Source organism: Candidatus Methylobacter oryzae (assembly GCF_003994235.2).
Lineage (GTDB): Bacteria > Pseudomonadota > Gammaproteobacteria > Methylococcales > Methylomonadaceae > Methylobacter_A > Methylobacter_A oryzae.
Genome location: NZ_RYFG02000010.1, coordinates 51,989 through 74,927, shown reverse-complemented (window position 1 = coordinate 74,927; position 22,939 = coordinate 51,989). Strand labels below are relative to the sequence as shown.

Annotated in this window: 21 protein-coding genes; 7 read left to right on the top strand and 14 right to left on the bottom strand. The window is 47.8% G+C overall.

Annotated elements, in window-relative coordinates; all coding sequences use genetic code 11:
- Window positions 1-114: 114 nt before the first annotated feature.
- The 5 genes from EKO24_RS23375 (at window position 115) to EKO24_RS02210 (ending at window position 4,072) form a co-directional block, all read left to right on the top strand.
- Window positions 115-243, top strand: coding sequence for a hypothetical protein (locus EKO24_RS23375; RefSeq protein WP_277752482.1), 129 nt, complete (start codon window positions 115-117; stop codon window positions 241-243).
- The gene (locus EKO24_RS02225) at window positions 240-1,088 is read left to right on the top strand and encodes a 5-bromo-4-chloroindolyl phosphate hydrolysis family protein (protein ID WP_127027079.1); all 849 of its coding nucleotides are present in this window, start codon (window positions 240-242) and stop codon (window positions 1,086-1,088) included. Before EKO24_RS23375 ends, EKO24_RS02225 begins: the two co-directional genes overlap by 4 nt.
- A 27-nt stretch (window positions 1,089-1,115) precedes the next feature.
- The gene (locus tag EKO24_RS02220; RefSeq protein WP_127027078.1) at window positions 1,116-2,237 is read left to right on the top strand and encodes a toxic anion resistance protein; all 1,122 of its coding nucleotides are present in this window, start codon (window positions 1,116-1,118) and stop codon (window positions 2,235-2,237) included.
- A 118-nt stretch (window positions 2,238-2,355) separates the two neighbouring features.
- Window positions 2,356-2,646, top strand: a complete 291-nt coding sequence (locus EKO24_RS02215; RefSeq protein ID WP_127027077.1) for a cupin domain-containing protein — start codon at window positions 2,356-2,358, stop codon at window positions 2,644-2,646.
- 838 nt (window positions 2,647-3,484) lie between these two features.
- Window positions 3,485-4,072, top strand: a complete 588-nt coding sequence (locus tag EKO24_RS02210; protein ID WP_127027076.1) for a hypothetical protein — start codon at window positions 3,485-3,487, stop codon at window positions 4,070-4,072.
- A 138-nt stretch (window positions 4,073-4,210) separates the two neighbouring features.
- On the opposite strand, the gene EKO24_RS02205 is transcribed toward EKO24_RS02210, so the two are convergent.
- The 5 genes from EKO24_RS02205 to EKO24_RS02185 form a co-directional block, all read right to left on the bottom strand.
- Complete coding sequence (locus tag EKO24_RS02205) at window positions 4,211-5,566, bottom strand: GldG family protein (protein ID WP_127027075.1); 1,356 nt, start codon at window positions 5,564-5,566, stop codon at window positions 4,211-4,213.
- Window positions 5,563-6,315, bottom strand: a complete 753-nt coding sequence (locus tag EKO24_RS02200; protein WP_196239985.1) for an ABC transporter permease — start codon at window positions 6,313-6,315, stop codon at window positions 5,563-5,565. Before EKO24_RS02200 ends, EKO24_RS02205 begins: the two co-directional genes overlap by 4 nt.
- A gap of 190 nt (window positions 6,316-6,505) precedes the next feature.
- A complete protein-coding gene (locus tag EKO24_RS02195; protein WP_127027073.1) occupies window positions 6,506-7,435 on the bottom strand; it encodes an ABC transporter ATP-binding protein in 930 nt (309 codons plus the stop codon).
- An 8-nt stretch (window positions 7,436-7,443) separates the two neighbouring features.
- Window positions 7,444-8,067: a high frequency lysogenization protein HflD gene (gene hflD, locus EKO24_RS02190; protein WP_127027072.1), complete on the bottom strand. Its 624-nt coding sequence runs from the start codon at window positions 8,065-8,067 to the stop codon at window positions 7,444-7,446.
- A 2-nt stretch (window positions 8,068-8,069) separates the two neighbouring features.
- Window positions 8,070-9,269 (bottom strand): EAL and HDOD domain-containing protein, encoded by a 1,200-nt coding sequence (locus EKO24_RS02185; protein ID WP_127027071.1) that lies wholly within the window; start codon window positions 9,267-9,269, stop codon window positions 8,070-8,072.
- A 201-nt stretch (window positions 9,270-9,470) separates the two neighbouring features.
- Here EKO24_RS02185 and EKO24_RS02180 point away from each other — a divergent pair, with 201 nt between their 5' ends.
- Window positions 9,471-9,686: a heavy-metal-associated domain-containing protein gene (locus EKO24_RS02180; protein WP_127027070.1), complete on the top strand. Its 216-nt coding sequence runs from the start codon at window positions 9,471-9,473 to the stop codon at window positions 9,684-9,686.
- A 12-nt stretch (window positions 9,687-9,698) separates the two neighbouring features.
- On the top strand, window positions 9,699-11,936 hold the full coding sequence (locus EKO24_RS02175) for a heavy metal translocating P-type ATPase (RefSeq protein ID WP_127027069.1): 2,238 nt from the start codon (window positions 9,699-9,701) through the stop codon (window positions 11,934-11,936).
- On the opposite strand, the gene EKO24_RS02170 is transcribed toward EKO24_RS02175, so the two are convergent.
- The 9 genes from EKO24_RS02170 to EKO24_RS02130 form a co-directional block, all read right to left on the bottom strand.
- A complete protein-coding gene (locus tag EKO24_RS02170; RefSeq protein ID WP_127027068.1) occupies window positions 11,933-12,136 on the bottom strand; it encodes a hypothetical protein in 204 nt (67 codons plus the stop codon). The genes EKO24_RS02175 and EKO24_RS02170 overlap by 4 nt on opposite strands.
- 325 nt (window positions 12,137-12,461) lie before the next feature.
- The gene (locus tag EKO24_RS02165) at window positions 12,462-15,479 is read right to left on the bottom strand and encodes a type I restriction endonuclease subunit R (RefSeq protein ID WP_127027067.1); all 3,018 of its coding nucleotides are present in this window, start codon (window positions 15,477-15,479) and stop codon (window positions 12,462-12,464) included.
- Window positions 15,476-16,513: a virulence RhuM family protein gene (locus EKO24_RS02160; RefSeq protein ID WP_127027066.1), complete on the bottom strand. Its 1,038-nt coding sequence runs from the start codon at window positions 16,511-16,513 to the stop codon at window positions 15,476-15,478. Before EKO24_RS02160 ends, EKO24_RS02165 begins: the two co-directional genes overlap by 4 nt.
- Complete coding sequence (locus tag EKO24_RS02155) at window positions 16,510-17,514, bottom strand: hypothetical protein (RefSeq protein WP_127027065.1); 1,005 nt, start codon at window positions 17,512-17,514, stop codon at window positions 16,510-16,512. The genes EKO24_RS02160 and EKO24_RS02155 overlap by 4 nt, the downstream gene beginning before the upstream one ends.
- Complete coding sequence (locus tag EKO24_RS02150; protein ID WP_127027064.1) at window positions 17,511-18,707, bottom strand: restriction endonuclease subunit S; 1,197 nt, start codon at window positions 18,705-18,707, stop codon at window positions 17,511-17,513. The genes EKO24_RS02155 and EKO24_RS02150 overlap by 4 nt, the downstream gene beginning before the upstream one ends.
- Window positions 18,707-19,717 (bottom strand): virulence RhuM family protein, encoded by a 1,011-nt coding sequence (locus tag EKO24_RS02145; RefSeq protein ID WP_127027063.1) that lies wholly within the window; start codon window positions 19,715-19,717, stop codon window positions 18,707-18,709. The genes EKO24_RS02150 and EKO24_RS02145 overlap by 1 nt, the downstream gene beginning before the upstream one ends.
- Window positions 19,714-21,525 (bottom strand): type I restriction-modification system subunit M, encoded by a 1,812-nt coding sequence (locus EKO24_RS02140; protein ID WP_127027062.1) that lies wholly within the window; start codon window positions 21,523-21,525, stop codon window positions 19,714-19,716. Before EKO24_RS02140 ends, EKO24_RS02145 begins: the two co-directional genes overlap by 4 nt.
- 250 nt (window positions 21,526-21,775) lie before the next feature.
- Window positions 21,776-22,672, bottom strand: a complete 897-nt coding sequence (gene ispA, locus EKO24_RS02135; RefSeq protein WP_127027061.1) for a (2E,6E)-farnesyl diphosphate synthase — start codon at window positions 22,670-22,672, stop codon at window positions 21,776-21,778.
- Complete coding sequence (locus tag EKO24_RS02130; protein WP_104424381.1) at window positions 22,665-22,898, bottom strand: exodeoxyribonuclease VII small subunit; 234 nt, start codon at window positions 22,896-22,898, stop codon at window positions 22,665-22,667. Before EKO24_RS02130 ends, ispA begins: the two co-directional genes overlap by 8 nt.
- Window positions 22,899-22,939 lie beyond the last annotated feature (41 nt).

Here is a 22,939-nt window from a genome sequence, read left to right as displayed (position 1 = left end):
AAACAAACCGGATTCGAACTAAAAATCCGTGTAAATCCGTCCTGTCCGTGTCATCCGTGTTCTATTGAGAATACGCTGAATAGTTACAAGTAATATTGATAGGAGATGAAAACGATGCCCGGACTATTACGCAGCTTGCTCGGTTTTATCATATTGGTTGCAACAATAGGTCTTGCAACCTGCCAATCGCTGGTAAATGCAGAGCCATCCGGTTCAGCCAGCCGTCAGCAGGTAACGCAATGAGCCTGTTCGAAAACTTCAAACAGTCCGCGTTGGATGCCTTACAGCCTTATTCTCCGCGAGGCTTGTTGCTGTATTTCCTGCCTGTCGCGCTGATTCCGGCGACGTTTATCGCGTTGGGGAAAGGCCATGTGCTGGATGTGTTGGTCAATGCCGCCGGTTTTACGTTTTACATGCTGGCCGCCTGGTGCGTACGCCGGGGACTGCAAGCCGAGTATGTTTACGAGAAGAGCCGGATCGCCAGTCCGCCGCCAAAACCGTTAAAAACAATCGCCGCCGTCATTACCGCGTTGACGACCGGAATGATAGCCTGGCTGGGCGCGGGACAACCGTTGCCGGTCGCGCTGCTGTTTGCCGGAGCGGCTTTTTTGGGCATGTATCTGAGCTATGGTTTCGATCCGCGCGATAGCAAGAAAATTATCGCTGCCTACGGTTATTCGGGCGATGAAATCCAAAAAGCCCTTGAAGGTTCGTCGCGGATCATCCGCAATATCGAGCAGGCTAACGAACGCATTCGAAATACCGAATTAAACCGGCGCATCGAGCGTATCTGTAAAGTTGCCGACACTATCCTGGCGGAAATTGCCGCCGATCCGCGCGACTTCCGGCGTGCGCGCAAGTTTCTTAATGTTTACCTGGACGGCGTCCTGCAAGTAACGCAAGGTTACGCTAAAACCCACCAGCAAACCCATTCGGGGGAATTGGAACAGAATTTCCGCAATGTGTTGAATACGATCGAAACGGTATTCCAGGAGCAACGGCAAAAATTACTGGAAGAAGATGTTTTTGATCTGGACGTAAAAATCGAAGTTTTAAACACGCAGCTCAAACAGGAAGGCATTCTTTGATGTTGTTTCCTTACCGAGGATTCAAATATGAGTGAACAGCGCACAGCCAGTTTGTCCGATAAGGAAATCGTCCCCGGCGTCAAAGCCGAAATGGCCCCGCTTGCCGAGGCGCCGGCGGAGAGGCGGCAGCTCATTAATAAACTGCTGAATGAAATTGACATCGGAAATAGCCAATCGATCCTTTTTTTCGGCAGCAAAGCCCAGGAACAGTTGACGACAATTTCCGATCGCATGCTGGAAGGCGTTAAGAATAAGGAAATCGGCCCGGCCGGAGAAGACTTGAACGACATGGTTGCGACTTTGCGCGGTTTTGAAATCGATAACCTGGACCCGAATAAAAAACAGGGTTTGTTCGGGCGCTTGCTCGGCAAGACCAAGCCTATCGTCAAGTTTTTGCAGCAATATGAAGAAGTGCGGAAACAGATCGATATGATCACCGACAAGTTGGAGCGGCACAAAATCCATCTGTTGACCGACATCACCTCGCTGGACCGTCTTTACCAGGCCAACTTGGAGTATTTTCATACGCTTGAGGATTATATTGCCGCCGGCGAAGAGAAATTGCGGCAACTCGATGAGGCGGTTATTCCAGAGCAGGCGAGGCGGGCCGACACGGCTAACGAAGTTATCGCCGCGCAAAACCTGCGCGATCTGCGCGCTGTCCGCGACGACCTGGAGCGGCGCGTGCATGACCTGCGCCTGACCCGGCAGGTGGCGATGCAAAGCCTGCCGGGTATTCGGCTGGTGCAGGAAAACGATAAAGGCTTGGTCAACAAGATCAACTCGACCATTGTCAACACCGTGCCGCTGTGGCGCCAGCAGTTGGCGACGGCGGTGACGATCTATCGTTCCTCGCAGGCAGCGGAGACGGTCAAGGCCGCGACCGACCTGACCAATGAGCTGCTGGCCGCGAATGCCGAGAGTTTGAAGCAAGCGAACGCCGAAACCTGCAAACAGTTAGAGCGCGGCGTGTTCGATATCGAAACGGTTAAAAAAGCCAACGAAGCGCTGATTGCGACGATAGAGGAAAGCCTGCAAATTGCCGATCAAGGCAAGAAGATGCGCCGGGAAGCGGTCGCGCAACTGGAACAATGCGAAACCGAGCTACGCAAAACTTTGGCTTCGGCACAGGCGAAGGCTAGCGGCTAAGGCGGCAGGCTGGTTGTTTGTGCTCGATATTCCAAACTGGTCGGGTTGAGGTAAATAGCGCGAAGGCAAGCCTGATGATAGAATCGCCGGCTCAACAATTTTAATTTTTAGGAATAACATGAGCAAAATTACCATCGAGCATAATCCTAGCGAAGAGCGGTTAAAAGAATTAGGCGTATCTAACTGGGAAATCTGGGAAAAAGAAGTTTCAAAGTTTCCGATAGATTTTGATGAAACCGAATGCGCCTATGTTTTGGAAGGCGAAATTCTGGTAACGCCGGCCGACGGAGAGCCGGTACGCATCTTGCCCGGCGATTTAGTGTCGTTCCACGCGGGCCTGGATAGCCAATGGGAAGTCGTTAAACCATTACGCAAGCATTACAGCTACGATTACCCAAACGGCATTTAATGTTGGTTTTTGCTTCATGAGCTATCCCGGCCGTTGAAGGAAGAGCTGTTTGGAGCAACTGTAGGGCGCAAGATACAGCCATTGCGCCCTGCGGTTTAAGATGAAATGCTTGCAAATACAGTTGGTTATCTTGGCTGCAAAGTCTAATTTCGATCCGGATATTTAATCTGCGACAAACTGTCGCACTTTTTCTGGACAATACGTTTTTTATCCAATAAAATGCGCGCACCTTGAAAGAGGTAGAGACGGTTTGAAAAAATTGTTCTCTTAATTATGAGGAAGAAATTGTGAACGGTAATCACCGTAAAACAACAATAATAAACGCAACAAATTAGGCTGCCGTTTTAGGTAGTTAGTCCATATAAAAATAAAAAAACAAAAATAGGACGAAGCCCACTTTATGTGGGCTTTTTTTATACCCGAAGGGAATAAGTAGGGTTTGAGCGGACAAGCCTGCTCAACTCAGCTTTATACATAATAAAAATGTTATTTAAAACAATCATCAAAGAATGAATTGACGCGAAAACGCTTTGTATGGGGAAGCGTGGTCTTGGTGTCATTCATTTGTCTCTTAGAACTAACGCAATTTCTGCGTCTTCCATCTCACCAAGGATGAGTTCGGGTTCTACAAAGCTAAATCTGCCAATTAACCATGATTTGGCTATCGAACAGGCAGCTTAAGTTTGTCTTATGCGCAAAGGGCGTAAGTTTCGTTTGAGCGGATAAGCCGCTCAGCTTTAAATCACAGTTTATGATTCTTGATGAGAGTTATCCGCCGGAGATTTCTTTGCGGCGGTTTGCGCGGAATTTTTTACACTCTCGTTTATAGAACTGCCTTATGGATACAAAACTTGTCCTTTTTTTCCTGTATTTGGTTGCCGCTGTTTATATAGCCGGCCTTGCTATCGCCGATAGATCAACGAAGGTTAATATTAGAGAGCTGTTCATGTGGTGTGGAGTGCTCGCGATGATAGGGGGCATTAGCGAGGTCGCTATCAACAGTTTTTGCCGGGCTGTCTTCGACTCGCCGCTCTGGATATACCATGTAACACCTGTACATTATGGCGATACTTCGATTTTTGCGTTTTTCCAGTGGTCGCTTTATGGTTACCATCTATATTTTGTTCATAAAAAAATTCGCTCCTTTGAACTTAAATATGAAGAATATATTTTCGCTTTCTTGTTGTCCGTAGATGCGTTGCTGCTGGAAATGTTCGTCAATGTATCCAGCAATTTTTTCCTCGATACGTTTGTTTTTTACTACATTCCCGGAGACATCGGTCACTTGACTACTATCTTTGTTTTCCCTTTTTATCTTTTGGGCGGCGCTATACTGACAGGTATGTTTAAACGGTTTTTAAACGACCCGATGTTTTTCGGTACGCTGAGCTATTCAATTGCGTTTATTTTTGTGTTTCTGGCTTAATGGGTGAGTTGGAACGCTGATGGCTGTGAAAGTATTATCCAAATTACGCTAAAAGTATTTTTCACCACGAAGACACGGAAGGTACACGAAGAAAAGTAAACGCATTGAAAACTTCGTGCCTTCGTGACGAATTCTTTATTAGCGTTGCCTGCGTTTGCGCCAGATATAAAAGCCGCTACCTAGCAGCAGAACTGGAATCACAATCAAAAAGCCGAAGCCGATAACGGCAACGCCTATTTGGCTTAATTGCAGGTTTTTATCGCTTGCGATTTTGGCCGGGATGTCGATAAAGCGGTCGTCGTGGATCAGCCAATTGATCATCCTCAAGCCCATATCCAAATTGCCGACATTGCCGAGATAGGCGTTGGAGAGAAAGTCGCCGTCGCCGATTACGACGATGCGCTGCTCCTGAGCCTGTTTTGAATTTGCAGAAGGCCGGGTCAAGGAATAAGCAAAAGCAAACGGGCCTTGCTTTTCATCGCCGTCGGCGTCAAACAGGATTTTTCCTGCGACCGGGCCGGTTTCGGTCCATGATTTTGCACCGCTTTTCATCAATGCGACGGGGTGATAATCCGTTTCCTCGCTGATTTCCAGCGCGGCGGTCACCGGATAGACGGTGATGGTCTGGAAGCCTTGGGTAATTTGATGCGGCGGATAGTCGCCGGTGACTACGAAACTGGGGTCGTTAATGCCGTAAAGCTTGGAATTGCTGTCCACCAGCGTTCCGGGCAGTTGGCGCAGTCCTAAAACCTGTAGCAATTCTTCCAGGTTATGGTTGGCCGGATCGGTCAGTAACAGCAGATTGCCGCCTTGACGGATATAGCCTTTGATTAATTCGATTTCGCCTGCCAGTAACGGTACGGAGGGGGCGCTCAGTACCAGCAACGCGGAGTTGTCGGGAATGGCCGGCACTGTAGCGAGATTGATCGATTGAGCCTTGATTTTACGGCGATCCAGCTCTTTGCCGAACTGTCCGAAGTCGAAATTGGCGATGCCGTCGGCAGCGCGTTCGCCGTGGCCGCTCAGGAACGTGATCCAGCGTTCGTTCGCATTCGCCAGTTGCAAGAGTGCGTTGGTTAGCGACGATTCGTCGATAAAGTTCAGTTTTTCAGTGCGGGTTTGGTACTCGACAATAACAGCGCCTGTTGCGTCTATATTTAGTTCCCGGATTTTCTCCGGTTGCGAGTCAGGGTCTACAAAAGTCAGGGTCAGGTCGGCTTTACGGCGCTTATAGCGGTCGACCAATTGCGTAATCTGGCTTCTTAGGCCGGGGTCTTTTTTAATATAGGCGGTCAGGTGTATTTGGTCCGGCAGCGAGCCCAGCAGTTTTTGCGAGGCTTGCGACAAGCTGTTGCTGCTGTTCCGGGTAATGTCGGCTTCAGCGCTATAGCGGTTGCTCAGCCAGGCCAGTGCGCCGACCAAACATAAAATAGCCAGAGTGATACTCCAGTTTTTTAAGCGGATTTGCTGATGTTTATGCGGCGATATTCTCATTTTTGTAGACGGTCGTTATCGAGGCTGCGAATGCTGAGAGTGATGAAGGTTATGATAAACAACAGGAAATAGCCGATATCGGCGGAGCTGATCAGGCCGCTTTGAACATTCTGGAAGTGTTTCAGCATCGATAAGTATGCGAACAGTTCGCTTCGTTGGTCGCTCATGCCGGCCGACCAATCTAAAATCCATAACAGCAATAACATGCCGAAAGCGCCCATTGCCGCGATGGTGGGATGACCTGCAATACAAGACATAAACAGGCCGATGGCGGTAAACGCGCTAACCAGCAGCAGCAAGCCCAGGATATTCGCGAATAATTTGCCCAGGTCCAGCTCGGCGCCGGACAGCAACGACAGCGGCATCAGCGTAATCAGCGCAATGATCAGCAGCAGCAGCCCGAGAATGCCGAAATACTTGCCGAGAATAACGTCGATATTGGAGATTGGTGCTGAAAGCAGCAGGGATAAGGTTTTATTACGTCGTTCTTCGCAAATCAAGCGCATCGTTAACAGCGGCGTGACCAGCAGCAGAATAATGCCCGCGTTGCCGAATAACGGCGGCACGATAATGTCGGTCAGGCCCGGAGCGCCTTCAATCGTCGCCAGTTTGGGTTGGAGCTCGGCGAAAGCTTCAACTTGCGTTAAAAACAGGAAGGCCAGGATAAATTGCAAAATAGCCAGTATCGTCCAGGCCATCGGGGACAGGAAGAGCGTTCTGAATTCACGGGAGGCAATGGTTAAAATCATAATGAATAGGTAACCTGCAAGAAGTGTAACTGTTCAGCGTATGCTTAATAGAACGCGTATGACAGGGATAGGACGGATTTAAACGGATTTTTAATCGACTCCCTGTTTGTTAGCGTTTCTAAATCCGTGTTTATCCGCGCCATCCGTGTTCCATTTTTCTGCGTACTGAACAGTAAGTTACAAATCGCGCTCATAACTCGCGATGTTCTTTAGTCAAGCTGATAAAAATATCTTCCATTGAGCGTTTTACCGGCGTTAGTTCCTGTAAGCCCCAGCCGGCGGTAATGATGTATTCGGCAATCTGTTCTGCCGGGTTAGCGGTTACGCTATGGTGGATTTTGATCCGGTTTTCGGTGATATTTTCGATAGAACTGATGCCGGGGATTTTCAACAGGTTTTCAATATCAGGCGCCAGCCGGGTGGTAATTTGCAGCGTGCCGGTATCCATTTGCCGATTGAGTCCGGCTATGGTTTCATTGAAGATCAGCCGGCCTTGATCGATGATTTGTACGTGAGTGCAGGATTCCTGCACTTCCGTCAGTATATGGGTAGAGAGGATGACGCCGTGATCCTGTCCCAGTTCCCGGATTAGGGCGCGGATTTCGCGGATTTGAATCGGGTCGAGGCCGACTGTCGGCTCATCAAGCACGATGACTTCCGGATTATGCAAAATAGCTTGAGCAATGCCGACGCGTTGCTGGAAACCTTTCGATAAATTAGCGATCAACCGGCCGGCGACATCGGTTAAACCGCAACGCTCTTGTGCACGCTTGATCGCATCAGCGACCGAATTCTTGGCGATGCCGTGCAACTGCGCGCAATAGAGCAGGAATTCCTGCACGGTAAGTTCTTTGTATAAAGGCGGCGTGTCGGGCAAATAGCCGAGATTCAGTTTGGCGGCTTTGGGCTGGTCCAATAAGTCGAAACCGTTGATTTTGATTTGTCCGGCACTGGGCGCCAGGTTGCCGCACAGCATTTGCATCGTGGTGGTTTTGCCGGCGCCGTTGGCGCCTAAAAAGCCGAGGACTTCGCCTTTGGCTAGCGTAAAACTGACATCCTTAACGGCACAATGGCTGCCGTAATAGCGGCTTAGACGGTCGGCTTCGATAAGAGTAGTCATGCAATCCGTTAAATTCGCTGCTGCAGGATTTGTAATTCGGCCTGAATTTTTTTACGGTAAAACAGGAATTTCCAACGCGCGCCGCCGCAATGCTTCCAAAGGATTGCGGCACGTATTCCGGCCAGCAGGCACGCGCGTATTTTATTGACAATGTCGGGCCTGGATAAATATTCCTGTTCGCCGTTAACCATGATTCTAGGTTGCATGGTGCTGATCGTGGTGTGATAAATGTTGCCGAGATTTGCCAGCACATTTTCATGCAGTAGGCCGAAATGTTCGGATTGTGCCTGGGCGCGTTCGATTCCGGCAAAGATGGTTTTCAGCATGGCCGGTTGTTTCGATAGCTGGTTTTCCAGAAAAACCAGTGAAGCGGCGTAACGCGCTTGTTCGGGATTGGCTATTGTCAGGCCGCTCATTTGATTGTTAAGCTGTTCAATACCCAGTCTAAGGCTTGGTAATCCTCCGTAAACATTTTCTACTCCATGCTCGTCATTGGTAAAAAGACTGGCGATGCTGGCCTCAAGGGCTGACGAGTCGGCGCTACCGTCTGTTGCCAGTTGCTGTACCAGTGCCGCGGCCTGGGCAATGCCCGCAAGTGCTATAGTTTGGTTGGTAATGGTATTTAGCGACATAGCTATTTTATATTGCTCATAATATCTTTTGCCCAGTTGATACTGTGGATATAAGTATCGCCGATAATGGATTGATCAATACCTTTAAACGATATTGATGAAAAATCCCAATGTTCATAACTAATAACGCATTTAAGTGCTTCTCCGCCCAAACCTTTTTTGTACAGGATGGAGGAAACAATATCATCGGCCAAAGGCAACTGGCTCAGCGCGTCATCCAGCGACATATCCAGCAAGCTATCGAGGCTGGATAATATGCCGATCAGGAAAAAGTTGTCCGATTTATTGCCGCTCAGGTCGGCCAGTTCTTCACACATTTTGCCGCGGATCAACGCATTTTGCATGACTGCTTCCGGTTTGTCGGATAACGAAGCCAGCGTCAATATGTTTATCCAACGTTTGACTTCTTTTAGTCCCAGATAAGAAATAGCATGGCTGATCGATGAAACTTTATTGGGTAACGAGAAAAATGCTGAGTTTATATAGTGCAACAGTTTATAGCTGAGCCCTACGTCCAGGGATATTATCTTGGTCAGGTCTTCAAATTCAACATCCGGGTTATTAACCGTGCTTAACAATTCAATCGCGGCTGCTTGATTGACGCTGACGCGTTTACCTGAAACGGTGTTAGGTTTATTGAAAAAGAACCCCTGAAAATAATCGCAGCCCAGTTCGAGCAGGTATTGATACTCGGCGTAAGTTTCCACTTTTTCCGCAAGCAGTTGCACCTTGTAGGCTTTAAGGCGATTAACCAGTTCTCGCGTTCCGGCTTCTCCCATTGCCAACACATCAAGCTTAATGATGTCGGCAAACTCAACCAATGGCCGCCATTCATCAGTAAATACAAAATCATCCAGGGCAATGATGTAGCCTAGTTGCGATAGTTCTTTTAAATTGGCAACGATTCTTTCGTCAATTTCAACATTTTCGAGAACTTCGATAACAATCCGGTCTTTAGGCAAGTGTAAAGGCGTTTTGTCCAGAATGTTTTGGGTTGTAAAGTTAATAAAGGCCCTGTGAGGGCCTACTATCGTGTTGAGCCCAAGCTCTAATATGGTGTCGGTGATGACTTGATTAGTTGCTTGTGTGGCGCCATCTTTGTGGTTTAAGTCGAAGTCGTTACCTCTAAAAAGAAGTTCATAGGCGTAGATGTCCAGTTTTCGATCAAAGATCTGTTGACGCCCAATTATAATGTCTGACATTTGAATTGCTTAAGATAGATATTAAATTTAGATTGTTGTTAGGCGGGATTTGTCCGAGTAACAGCTCAGAACGTAAGTACAACCTTAAATATTGCTGAATTTATACCATGATTACCGACTATCAGTCGAGTGTGATATAAATGCTTGCTTCATTGTAGAGACGTTGCAGCGCGGCTCTTTGTCAACATTAAGGAGATTGAAATGACTGAATCTGTATTGTTAAACGTCACCGGTATGAAATGCGGTGGTTGTGAAGCTAATGTAACGAATAAACTGAAAGAAATCGACGGCGTATTATCGGTTAACGCGTCAAGTAAAAATAAAGAAGTCGAGGTTGAATTCGATGCTGAAAAAACCAGCCTGGATGAAATTACCGAGGCTATCACCGGTGCGGGTTTTACCGTCGAAACATCGTAATAAGAGGATTTTATGACTACGAAAACTTCCGACGAGACACGGCTGTCCATTTTAGGTATGCGTTGCGCCGGGTGCGTCAGCGCCGTTGAAGGCGCCCTGGCGGAGGTGGAAGGAGTCACTTCGGTTAGCGTCAACTTCGCCGATCATTCCGCCGTGGTTAAAGGACAGGCCGATCCTGAACAGCTAAAGCAGGCTGTTAAGGAGGCCGGCTTCGATGCCGCAGTGATGGAGGGTTTTGAAGATCCTTCCGAACAAGAAGCGCAAGAGTTGCAGCGCTACCGTGGACTGATGAAAAAAGCTGCCGTGGCGGGAGCGTTCGGACTGGCGCTGATGGCAGCCGAACATCTCGGCTGGTTGCCGGAAATCGGTTCACCGGCAGGGCTATGGGTATGGCCGGAAATCGCCCTTATCACCGTCAGCGTACTGTTCTATTCAGGTTGGCATTTTTACAGCGGCGCGTATAAATCGTTAACGCTCGGCCAGGCGAATATGGATACGCTGATTGCCCTGGGCACAGGCTCGGCGTGGTTATATTCCTGTATTGTGATCGATTATTACCAAACCCTGCCGTCCTTGGCAAAACATGCTTATTTTGAAGCTGCGGTGATGATCCTGGCTTTTATTAACCTGGGTTCCGGTTTGGAAACATTGGCCCGAGGCAAAACTTCCAGCGCAATCCGTCAGTTGATCGGTTTGCAGCCGCGTACGGCGAGGGTGATCAGGAATGGCGAGGAAACCGATATTGCTATCGAGCAAGTCGGGTTGGGAGAAACGATCAGGGTCAGGCCCGGCGAAAAAATCCCCGTTGACGGCGTATTGCTGGAAGGCCATTCGACGGTTGACGAGTCGATGCTGACCGGTGAGCCGTTGCCGGTAGAAAAAACCGTCGGCGCGGAAGTGGCTGGCGGAACCATGAACCAAGCGGGAAGCTTCCTGTTTACCGCGACCCGCATCGGCCGCGATACCGCGTTGGCGCAAATCATTAAAAGTGTCCGGCAGGCGCAAAGCAGCAAACCGGAGATTGCCCGTCTGGCGGATAAAATTTCCAGCGTTTTCGTACCGGCTGTGGTTGCGGTTTCAATGCTGACTTTTATGATCTGGTATATTTTCGGTCCCGAGCCTTCACTGGGTTACGCTTTTGTTACGTCGATGACGGTGCTGGTTATCGCTTGTCCTTGCGCGTTGGGCTTGGCAACGCCGATTTCGGTGATGGTTGTGGTGGGTAGGGCTGCGCAATCGGGGATTCTGATTCGTAAGGGCGAAGCCTTGCAAACAGCCGGAAAATTAACCTGCTTAATACTCGATAAGACCGGCACCGTAACCGAAGGCAAGCCGACAGTGTCCGTTATTGAAACCGTTGGCGAGATTAGCGAAGAACAGGTGTTGCAATTAGCGGCAAGTATCGAGTCCGGTTCGGAACATCCGTTGGCGTCGGCGATTCTATCGGCAGCCGAAGATAAGCAAATCAAGCTAGAAAAAGTTAAGCAGTTTGTTGCGGTCGCAGGTCATGGCGTGATGGCAACGATTAACGAACAGCGCGTACTGTTCGGCAATAAAGCGTTGATGGATCAGCAAGGCGTTAGCTTTACACGCTTTAACGATAGGCTGGAAAAATTGGCTGCTTCGGGACAAACGCCGATGCTGCTGGCTGTCGATAACAAAATAACCGGCATTATTGCCGTTTCCGATCCGATTAAAAAAGATTCGGCGCACGCTGTGCAACTGTTAAAAAATCAGGATGTGCGCATCATCATGGTGACCGGCGACAATCCAATAACCGCTCAAGCCATTGCCAAGCAGGCCGGTATTACCGAAGTGCGGGCGCAGGTATTGCCTCAAGATAAGGCCGAGGTGGTTAAAGAGCTGCAACAAGCCGGCGAAATTGTCGGCATGGTTGGCGACGGTATTAACGATGCGCCGGCGTTGGCTCAGGCGAATGTTGGTTTTGCGATCGGCACCGGCACCGATGTTGCGATAGAAAGCGCCGATGTGGTTATCCTGCAAGGTTCCTTGCTGAAAGTTCCGGAAGCCATTGAATTATCCAAAGCGACGGTTGTCAATATCAAACAAAACCTGCTTGGAGCGTTTTTCTATAACACGATCAGCATTCCGGTTGCGGCGGGTTTGTTGTATCCGCTGTTCGGCGTACTGTTAAACCCGATGATTGCCGGCGCGGCGATGGCGTTGTCTTCGGTGACGGTTGTCAGCAACGCCAATCGTTTGCGCTGGACAAAATTTGCTGAGCGTTAAGCATAATGTTTGACATATTCACGGACGAATAGCCGCATTGGTGCGTTGCGGAGTTGATATTGCCGGTAAGCCTGGTCGACATCCACCGGTGTGATATGGGCATAGACCCCGAATCCTGTTTTTGCGGTAAATTCATCGCTTAAGATTTCGATAAATATTGTCCAGGATGAATCTGCTGTATTTGTGTTTTGTGTTGTCATGGCGGCATTCCTAAAACAATTGAATTAATTTCAATTTGCATAGAGCATAAACAGTGCCGGTTTAAAAATTGTTTTATATAACAGTATGTTGATTTGTTTCTCTTTGTCGGTGTTGGAAAGAGATGTCAACAAACCGGCAATTATTTTCCTTGATTGGGTTATCGGCAGGTGTGGTTTTTTTTAAAGGATGACGAGATTTTAGCAGCTTAGATTAATGGCAAGGCGTTATGTAATTTATCGACGAGCGTGGCCCCAATTAGCAAGTAGATCTCTTATTAGGTTGACTTGGTCAGTACGGTTGCTGCATCTGTCGACTACGGCAGGGTTACGTGCGATGTTCCGCTTCTTCATTTAGCCTTACATACACTTTTTTCATCATCAATTCTTTTACTAAGCCACCAAAAGACTGGTTTTCAAGTATTTTTTCAAAAATCTCCTGGTTTTGATCCATCCGCTCAATCAGCTTATCAATAAACATAGCTTCAAAGGCGTATTTAAACGTATCCAGTTTGTTAACTTTAGCCTGAATTTGCAGGGTAGCATCGCCGACCAATTCGGCTTCGATCTGGGAAAAGAAAAGACGGTCCGCCTCTTCAAATTCGGTGCCGAAGCGGTCGTTCAGTACATCGATGATTTCCGATAAAGCTGCTTTCTCTTCCTTAGCGCGTTTAATTCCGGCCTCGGTTAATCCATCCAGTTCGCCTTCTTCCCCAGTGATTAAATCAATGGAGCCGTCCTTGATTTTTTGCAGGCGGTAATATTCCATTGCTATTTCATCCGTCAGTTTCATGGTTTCGGCCAAGTCGCGTTTAGGCAGTTTGGTTAGCAGCAGTTTGGCGTAAGCATAAAACTTTTCAAAGTCAGGCTCGCGGAAGGGCATAATCTGGGCAAGAAAAGCGTACAGATTTGTCCAGGTGCGTAGGCTTTTTTTAAACTCTTCCTTTTCATCGTCTGTTTCTACGGCCTTAAAGCGATCAATTGCCGGATCGATAAAACTGTAAAGCAGTGCTTGTGTTCGGGCGGTTATTTGCGTGGTCGGGTTGAAATAGACTTTGGCAAACGCATCGATTTCAGAACTTAAGTAAATTTGCCGTTCATCCAGTTTGGCTTTTAAGTCATATAAATGGTTGGGATCGGGCTCTTCATTAACCGTGGTGATTTCATAGTAGGGCTGGAAAGCATCAAGAATAGTTTGCCTGTCATTGACAAAATCCAGTACAAACGTGTCCTCTTTTCCGGGAGCGGTCCGGTTCAAGCGCGACAGTGTTTGCACTGCCTTAACGCCGGATAGCTTTTTATCTACATACATAGTATGGAGCAGAGGTTGATCAAATCCTGTTTGGTATTTGTCGGCGACAATCAGGATTTTATATTCATCCTCGGCAAATACTTGCGGCAGCTCTTTTTCGCCAAAACCGGTCAGTTGCGGCTCTGTTACCCCGTCAGGGAAATTGTCGTCAGTCACCTTGCCGGAAAAAGCCACCAGAATTTTGATATTTTGCTCGTAGCCTTTTTCTTTGATGTAGCGATTGAACTCCTCGAAATAGCGCTTGGCGTGCAGCCTGGAGCCGGACACCAGCATAGCTTTGGCCCTTCCGCCTATTTTAGCGGCGACCACTTGGCGGAAATGCTCAATAATGATTTCGGTTTTTTGAGCCAGATTGTACGGATGTAACGAAACAAAACGCCCGATTGCTTTGGCCGCCTTTTTCTTATTGATTTTCGGATCGTCTTCAATGGCTTTGGACAGCTTGAAATACAGTTGATAAGTGGTGTAGTTCTGCAATACATCCAGGATAAAACTTTCCTCAATCGCCTGGCGCATGGAATAAAGATGAAAAGGCCCAGGTTTGCCTTCCGCATCCTTATACCCGAATACCGTTAACGTTCTATATTTCGGCGTAGCGGTAAAAGCGAAGAAAGACAGATTGGGTTGGCGCCCTCGAGCCGCGGCGGAACGTTCCACATACCGATTCACCAGTTCCTGCGTATCGACGACTTCGCCGTCATCGTTATCGTATTCAGGGTAAGGCTCCTTGACTTCCGACTCCCCGCCAGCCAGCACTGCCTTCATTTTTTTGCTGGCTTCGCCGCCTTGCGAGCTGTGGGCTTCATCGATAATGACGGCGTATTTGCGCTTAGGCAGCTCGCCCACCTTGTCGACGACAAAAGGGAATTTCTGCAAGGTGGTGATAATAATATGGCTGCCGCCGCTAATGGCGTCGGCTAATTGCTGGGAGTCTTTATCGATGCGCTGGACCACGCCCGATTTATGCTCAAATTGATAAATAGTATTCTGCAATTGCGAGTCCAGTACCCGCCGATCCGTGACCACGATGACGCTGTCAAAAATGCGTTGATCCTGTGCATCGTGCAGGCTGGACAAACGGTAAGCGAGCCAAGCAATGGAATTGCTCTTGCCAGAACCTGCCGAATGTTGCACCAGATAATTATGTCCCGCGCCGTGAATTAGCGCGTGAGCGGTGATTTTATGAACCGCATCCAACTGGTGGAAGCGTGGGAAAATCAATTTTTCTTTCTTATGGGCGCGGCCCTCAAAATTGAATTCTTCGACCTGTAAGTGGACAAAACGGCCTATGATCTCCAGCCAGCTGTCTTTTTTTAGGATGTCCCGCCACAGGTAATCGCTGCGATAGCCTGACAGATTTGGAGGATTGCCTGAGCCAAAGTTATGGCCTTTGTTAAAAGGCAGCCAATAGGTTTGGCTGCTGTCGATTCGAGTGGTCATGTAAACCTCCTCATCATCGACGGCAAAATGCACCAAGGCGCGTTTTTTAAAAGTAAACAACAGCTCTTTATTATCGCGGGTGGTGGCATATTGCCTTTTGGCATGAGCCGTATTTTGCCCTGTAAAGCGGTTTTTCAGCTCCAGCGTCGCCACCGGCAAACCGTTTAGCGACAAAACCAAATCCACCGAATTTTTATTCTTCTTGCTGTAATAAACCTGACGAATCACTTTCAGCCGGTTTTGTTCGTACAACGCGAGGGTATCCGGGTTCAAGCCTGATTCCGGTTCAAAAAACGCCAGCTTAAAACGCACGCCGTAATCGACAATGCCGTTGCGGATCACGTCCAGTGCGCCGCGCAAGTCCATTTCCTTATATAAGCGCTGGATAAGGCGGTTTTCTATGTCGTCGCCGTGAATGGCAGCGAGTTTGTTCCATTGCTTGGGCTGGCTGTCTCGTAGAAAGCTTAATACTTCGGCTTTGAACATACCCAGTTCCGGACTGTAGCCGTCGGCATTGCCTTCAGTGTAACCGCCTGTTTGCAATAAGGATTCAATAATCGCCGTTTCGAAGGTGTTTTCCGATGTGATGTTCATTTTGAATCCTTATTGTGTGGGCTTTTGCTTTTGGCTAATTGATTGATGAGTTTTTCGAAAGCGCCATCTTGTTGGTTGGTTTGCTGTATCCGCCATTGATGAAACTTATCATATTCCTGCTCGGCAATCTGTTTAGCCAACTGCTGAGAGACTTTTCCGGCATGGGTTAAAATTTCCCGGTCATTCAGTCCTAAAAAACCGTCCAGCTTTTTGGTCCAGTCTTGCATGGTCATAGGGATACGGCGCATTGCCTGGCCTTCGGCAAAGACCAGATATTGTTCCACTAGGTTGTTCAATGCCGATAATTCGTTTCCATCCAGATAGTTTTTGGCTATGACGACGTCTTGTTTACGGACTTTTTCGCCGCGAAAATTAGTCAGTCCCATATTCGGAGATTCGGCATTGGCCCGCGCTTTAATGATTTCGGCTGCGGTCTGGCCGGTAATTGCCCAATGCAATTTGTTTTGTACCGTTTTAAAAAAAGTAATGCTGGCGTCCAGGGTGGGATCGTAATCGACGCTGGTTGCGTAAATATCGGTAATCTTTTGGTAAAAACGCTTTTCCGAAGTGCGAATATCCTGAATGCGTTTAAGCAGTTCGTCGAAATAATCGAACGGCTGATCCGGATTTTTTAGGCGTTCGTCATCCAATACAAAGCCTTTGATGATGTATTCTTGCAAGTGCTGTGTCGCCCAGATACGGAATTTGGTTGCGACATGGCTTTTCACTCGATAGCCCACGGAAATAATCATATCCAGATTGTAATAATCGAGAGGCCGATTCACTTGGCGCTTGCCTTCCTGTCGAACTGTCAAATAATTTTTGACAGTTGCTTCCGGCGCTAACTCGCCTTCTTCGTAAATACGATTAATGTGGTGGCTAATGTTCTGTTTACTGGTTTGGAAAAGATCGGCCATTAACTGTTGCGTCAGCCAAACCGTTTCGTTTTCCAGCCGCACCTCAATTTTGGTTTGGCCGCCTTCGGTTTGATAAATGATGAATTGGGAGGCATTGTTTGGCGTTAGTTCGCTCATTCTTCAAGCTCCTCTCCAATACTTTGTTGACGTTGCAGAAACTGGGTGTAAGCAACTTCTTTTAGAATGCTCTTTATCCTGAGCCTGTCCCGTTCCGATATAGTTTCGCTTACTTCGCCGTTTGGATAGCATTCGCGTACAAAATCTATGTGGGAACCATAAATTTCCTCATCATCAAGCTTGATCGTGCGAGGCAAATCCATGTCCATAATTTCAAAAGTGTCCGGATTTAGGTAACGCACGGGTGGTTTAGAGGCTTGATTATATTTTCTGCCTTGAAAATAGGGTGGTGAATCGCTGGAAGGCCAAGTAATACCAAAAAATTCGGTGCGGCTGGATTTGTAAACTTTAGCTATTTGCAAGCTTCCTCCAACTGCGCGAATACTCGAATCTAAAGCAATCTCCCGCAGTAACTTCAACGGTTCCATATCCAGCTTGGAATCCAATTTGTCTTCGTCTATCAATAGTTGTTGAAAGCGCTTTTTCGTTTGTTCACTGAAGTCGTCTTGCTGGGCATCACCTATGAAAGTATAAAAGCGGGTTTTAGTCCCATCGTCCGTAATTTCCTTGAATAGAAAGCCTTCCACTTCCTTTGAATAGAACAATTCCCATACACGAAATAATCCGCGCTGCCAGTCCCATCCGCCGAAAACAAAACGAGCGGCATTTCGTAATTCGTGAATGTCTTCAGAAATTACTTCTTTGACGATTTTTCTAATTAAGTCAGTAAATAACTCAGTAATATGTTTTAAAACTTCTTCAATATTGGTTGACGGTGAATCCAGGTATTTGTCAAAGCTAATAGATGAAACAAGGTTCAGAATCAGTGGATAGGCTCTTGCGGTACTACCGGCGAAGCTCAGTAAACAATCCTTGCGCGGAAGCTCAAAAAGCTTGATGCCGTGGTCCCATTTTTCTCCGCCTGTCAGCGTGCTATCCGTCGCAAACACCAATTCTTCGGTTCCATTGGCTTGGCGAATCCAGGCTACACATAACGTCATAAGTCCGACTCTCTATCTGCCAGATGCGAGACCTTGATTTTGCCCGTTACTACTTCGGAAATCAGCGCGGCGCGGTATTCTTTTTGTAGCTCTATGATGCGTTGGGTTTTGGCGATTTTGGCATCGATGCGGGCGGATTCGGTTTCGATGTGGCGAACGATGGCAGTTTGTTCTTCTAGTGGCGGGTATGGAACTGACAGGTTACAAATTGCTTCAACTGCAAGCCCAGGTTGTGCGGCGGCAACAGAATATTGATTTAAGTTCATTGCTTTCAACATTTCTCCAAGCCAAATGGTTTTGTAATTCATGCGTGGTTGAACTACAACTGCATGATCTGTAGCCCAGAATTTACCTTTGGCATAGTTAATATTCCCACAAAGGGCACCTTGACGACCTATTAAAATCAAGTCACCGTTATGGGTGAATTTATCGTAATAGCCTCGTAATCCATTACCACCATACACGGGATACTTACCATTATTAATGTTTTCAGATGTCAAATTGTTGCCGCTTTTTAATATCGCTACATACTTCAGTTTCTTAACTTTCCACTCATCAGGAATTTCGCCTAGCCAGTCGATGCCACTGTCTTTTAGCTTGGCGTTGGGATCAACGCCTCGGGTTACGGCTTGATTGATAATGGCGGTTTTTTCTTCCTCGTACAGCGCAATTAAACGTTCTTTTTGGGCAATCAGCGCATCAATCTCCGCCGTCTTGCGGTCAAGGTAATTGGCAATGGCGGTTTGTTCTTGGAATGAGGGATAGGGAATGGATAAGTTGTAAATAGCTTCAACTGCAAGTCCAGGCTGCGCAGCAGCGACCGAAAATTGATTCAGATTCATTGTTCGCAATACTTCACCCAACCAATTGATTTTATAGTTAAGTACTGATTGAACAACAACCGCGTGCTCAGTAGCCCAGAATTTTCCACTTGCATAATTAATATTTCCGCAGAGCGCCCCCTGCCGACCAATCAAAATAAAATTACCTTCATGAGTGAATTCATTATAGAAGCCACGAAGTCCGTTACCGCCATATACTGGATATTCACTGCTATTTTTAATTTGATCGGATGTTAAATTATTGCCGCTTCTTAAACTAGCTACATACTTTAGCTTCTTAACCTCCCATCCCTCAGGAATCTCCCCAATCCACTCAACCCCACTGTCTTTATAGTTCTCATAGCGTTCCATTATTGACCGCTCCGTTTAATATCGTCTGCCAGTTGTTGCAGGGCTTGTAAGTCATCTTGATCGGCTAGTTCGGCTTCTTGCACTTTGCGCTTTTTATCAAAAGCGTCATAAATTTCGCGCACCTTCTTTTCCATTTGCGCATGGCTGATCGTGCCTTTTCCGCTTAGCAGGGGCTGGTCGTTAAAAGTCAGGATTTTATCGACGTTTTCCTGCCAGAAGTTCATGGTCAGGCCGGTGCGGTTTTTAGCACGCAGTTCCGCAGTTTCCAGGAAAATCACGACCAGACGGTTCAGCGTATCAATTTCGTCTTCGCTTAAATAATTTTTGGCGATAAAAATATCCTGCTTGCGTACTACGCCGCTTTGCCAGTTCGTCAGCGCCATATTGGGCCTGTCGGCATCGGCCCGGTTGACAATAATTTCCGCAGCAGTTTGCCGGGTGACGGCAAACAGAAGTTTGTTTTGGGTTTCGGCAAAAAACATTTGCGTGGCTTTGTCGCTGGGATCGTAATCGCTGCTTAGGGCAAACAGGTCGCGTACTTTTTGGTAAAAGCGTTTTTCCGAAGCGCGAATGTCGCGGATGCGTTCCAGCAGTTCGTCAAAATAGTCCGGTCTGCCATCCGGTTTTTTTAGGCGTTCGTCGTCCATGACAAAGCCTTTAATCATATATTCCCTTAAATTACGGTTGGCCCAAATGCGAAATTGGGTGCCGCGTTTACTGCGTACCCTGAAACCAATCGCAAGGATCATTTCCAGCGAGTAGTGGGCGACTTGGTATTCTTTGCCGTCAGCGGCAGTTGTAAAGAAATTCTTTACAACTGAATTTTCGGACATTTCGTTTTCATTCAATATGTTGGCGATATGTTGACCGATATTCTGCTTGGAGGTGGCAAAAAGTTCAGCCAACTGGTTTTGGCTCATCCAGACCATGCCGTCTTGGGCGTAGAGTTTGACGCTGGCTTTGCCGTCAGTTGTATTGTAGATAATGATGTTTTGAGTTTCTTCGTTCATTCCAACACCTGCTTTTCCAATTCCAGGCTGCTTTGTTCCAGCGCCAAAATATCGGCTTTAATCTCGGCCAATGAACGCAGAGGCTTGAACTCGTAGAAATATTTGGTGAAGTTGATTTCGTAGCCGGTTTTGGTTTTGCTGTCGTCAATCCAGGCTTCGGGCAAGTGCGGTTTCACTTCCCGTTCAAAATATTCCTTGATGCTTTGCGGAATCAGTTTGCCGTCGCGGGTTTTCTGTAAAAACGGGATGTTTTCATAGTCGCGCAGGCTGCTGTCTGCTTTGGGCTTGCCGTCGCGCCCCTTAATGATGTTGCCGTTGTTGTCTTTCTCCGGCTGTTCGACGGTAACCCGCCAGTAGCCGAAGAACTCGTTGGGCAGGATTTTGACGAATTCGTTTTCGGTAAAATCACCGTAGAGTTTGGTGATAAAGCCTATGCCTTTGCTGTCGCCGTTTTCGGGGATTTGCTTGCGCTTGTTGCCCAGCGAGCGCGGCATTTTTTCCCAGAAACGGTTGTTGTCGCGCTTGCCGGCTTTTACCTGTTCTTCGTCTTTGCCGCCAGTGGCGTTGATCAGTTGGATTTTGCCTTTGCGCTCGGGGATTTTATGGTTGTTGAGTATCCAGATGTAGGTGGAAATGCCGGTGTTGTAAAACAGTTGGTCGGGCAGGGCGATAATGGCTTCCAGCCAGTCGTTTTCGATGATCCATTGGCGGATGTTGCTTTCGCCGTTGCCGGCTTGGCCGGTAAACAGCGGCGAACCGTTAAAGACAATGCCGATGCGGCTGCCGCCATCTTCTCGAGGTTTCATTTTGGCGATCATGTGCTGCAAAAACAGCAGCGATCCGTCGTTGATACGCGGCAGCCCCGCGCCGAAGCGGCCTGCGTAGCCTAAGTTGGCGTGTTCGTCGGTGATGATTTTCTGGGCTTTTTTCCAGTCCACGCCAAAAGGCGGATTGGACAGCATGTAGTCGAATTTTTCATCCCTTAGTCCATCGATGGTAAAGGTGTTGCCGAATTTGATATTGGCGGGATTTTGCCCTTTGATCAGCATGTCCGATTTGCAAATGGCGTAGGATTCGGGGTTGATTTCCTGGCCGAAGACTTCCAGCTTCGCGTTGGGATTAAAATCTTTCAGGTGTTGTTCGCCGATCGAGAGCATGCCGCCGGTGCCGCAGGCCGGGTCGTACAGGGTTTTGACGATGCCGGGCTGTGTGAGTGCTTGATTGTCGGCGTTGAACAATACGTTGACCATCAGTTTGATCACTTCCCTAGGCGTAAAGTGCTCTCCGGCGGTCTCGTTGGATTGTTCGGCAAAACGCCGGATCAGATCTTCGAACACATAGCCCATGTGCATAGTGTCCATGTCGGACAGGTCGATTTCGGCAAATTTTTTCACGACTTGGAATAGGATGTCCGCCTTGGGATCATCCATGCGCTCAATTTGATCGTCGAAATTAAAGTATTCGATAATCTCGCGGGCTGAAGCGGAATAACCGTTGATGTGATTGCGCAGGTTGGCGGCGATATGGTTGGGGGCTGCCACCAGTTTGGCGAAATCAAACTGGCTGCGGTTGTGAAAATTCGCCCCGGCTATTTTATTTAAGGTGAGGTCTTTGGCGCTATCGGAGAATTTTTCAACTTTAGGCAGGTAATCGAGCACTTTCTGTTTATTCGGTGTCAATACGCAATCGAGGCGGCGCAAAACCGTCATCGGTAATATCACTTTGCCGTAGTCGGACTGTTTATAATCGCCTCGCAGTAAGTCCGCTACTTCCCATATCAGGTTGGCTTTATCTTTGAAATTGGTCATTTGCTCTTCTGATGGAGGATGTTGTTTGCATATGACATTTGAGCTAACCGTGAGCTAGAAACACCAACTTGGTGAATTAAATTGGGCTCATGTTATGTTTGTTGCTGGATTGCTTTATGCGCAGTAAAGATCAAGCGTAGAACCTAATTCTACTTTTCTATTCTATATTTTATACAAGATCGTCATGCCTGTTTACCTGCCGGAATGACGATCTTGGAAAATAGCAGCCTTTAAATCCGATAAACTCGAATCAATGATCCCGCTGAATAATATAAAGCGACAAATCCCTCAATAAATCCGCTTCGCTGCCAAAAATACTCAAGTTCTCCAATGCCTGCTCATGCAGTTCCTGGGCTTTTTGTTTCGCGCCGGCCATGCCTAACAGCGCAGGGTAGGTCGGTTTATTGTTGTCCTTGTCCTTGCCTTGGGTTTTGCCCAATGTCGCGGTATCGCTTTCTTCGTCGAGAATGTCGTCTTTAACCTGGAACGACAAGCCGATGCATTTGGCATAGTTATCCAGTTTTTTCGCAATCTCCGCGTCTACATTCTGTTTCGCCAGTGTCGCCATATTGACGCTGGCGCGGATCAGTGCGCCGGTTTTATGGATGTGCATGTTTTCCAGTTCAGGCAGCGTCAGGCTGGTGCCTACGGATTGCAGGTCGATTGCCTGGCCGCCGACCATGCCTTGCGAACCGCTGGCCTTGGTTAGCACGGAGATCATCTTCAGGCGGTTTTCAGGCGATGCGGTGATGCTGGGATCGGTTGCTAGTGTCTCGAAAGCCAAGGCCTGTAATGCGTCGCCGGTTAAAATCGCGGTCGCTTCGTCGAACGCTTTATGGCAGGTGGCTTTGCCGCGTCTAAGATCGTCGTCGTCCATCGCCGGCAGGTCGTCATGTATCAATGAATAAACGTGAATAAATTCCACCGCGCAAGCCGGGCCGTCCAACGCTTCCGGAGCGATGCCCAAGACTTTTCCGGTGCAATAGGTCAGCATCGGGCGCATCCGTTTGCCGCCGTCCAATGTGCTATAGCGCATGGCTTGATGCAGTTTTTGCGGCAGGATGTTTTCGCCGGGCAAACGGGCATCCAGCGCTCTTTCTACACGGTTTTGACAAAATTCAAGATAGTCTTTTAACGCATTACTCATCGGTAAATGGCTCCAGGGTTTGAGTGCCGTTTTTTTCAATTAGAATTTGAACTTTCTGCTCGGCCTCTTGCAGGGCTTTTTGACAGGTTCGGGTCAAGTTAACCCCGCGCTCAAACGACTTTAACGATTCTTCCAGCGAAATATCGCCTTGTTCAAGCTGGTTGACCAGTTGTTCTAATTCGGCGAGGGAGTCTTCGAATAAAGTCGGGGTTTTCTTTTTCGGCATGAGATAAAAATATTTTTAATGATACGATGTAATAGAGATGC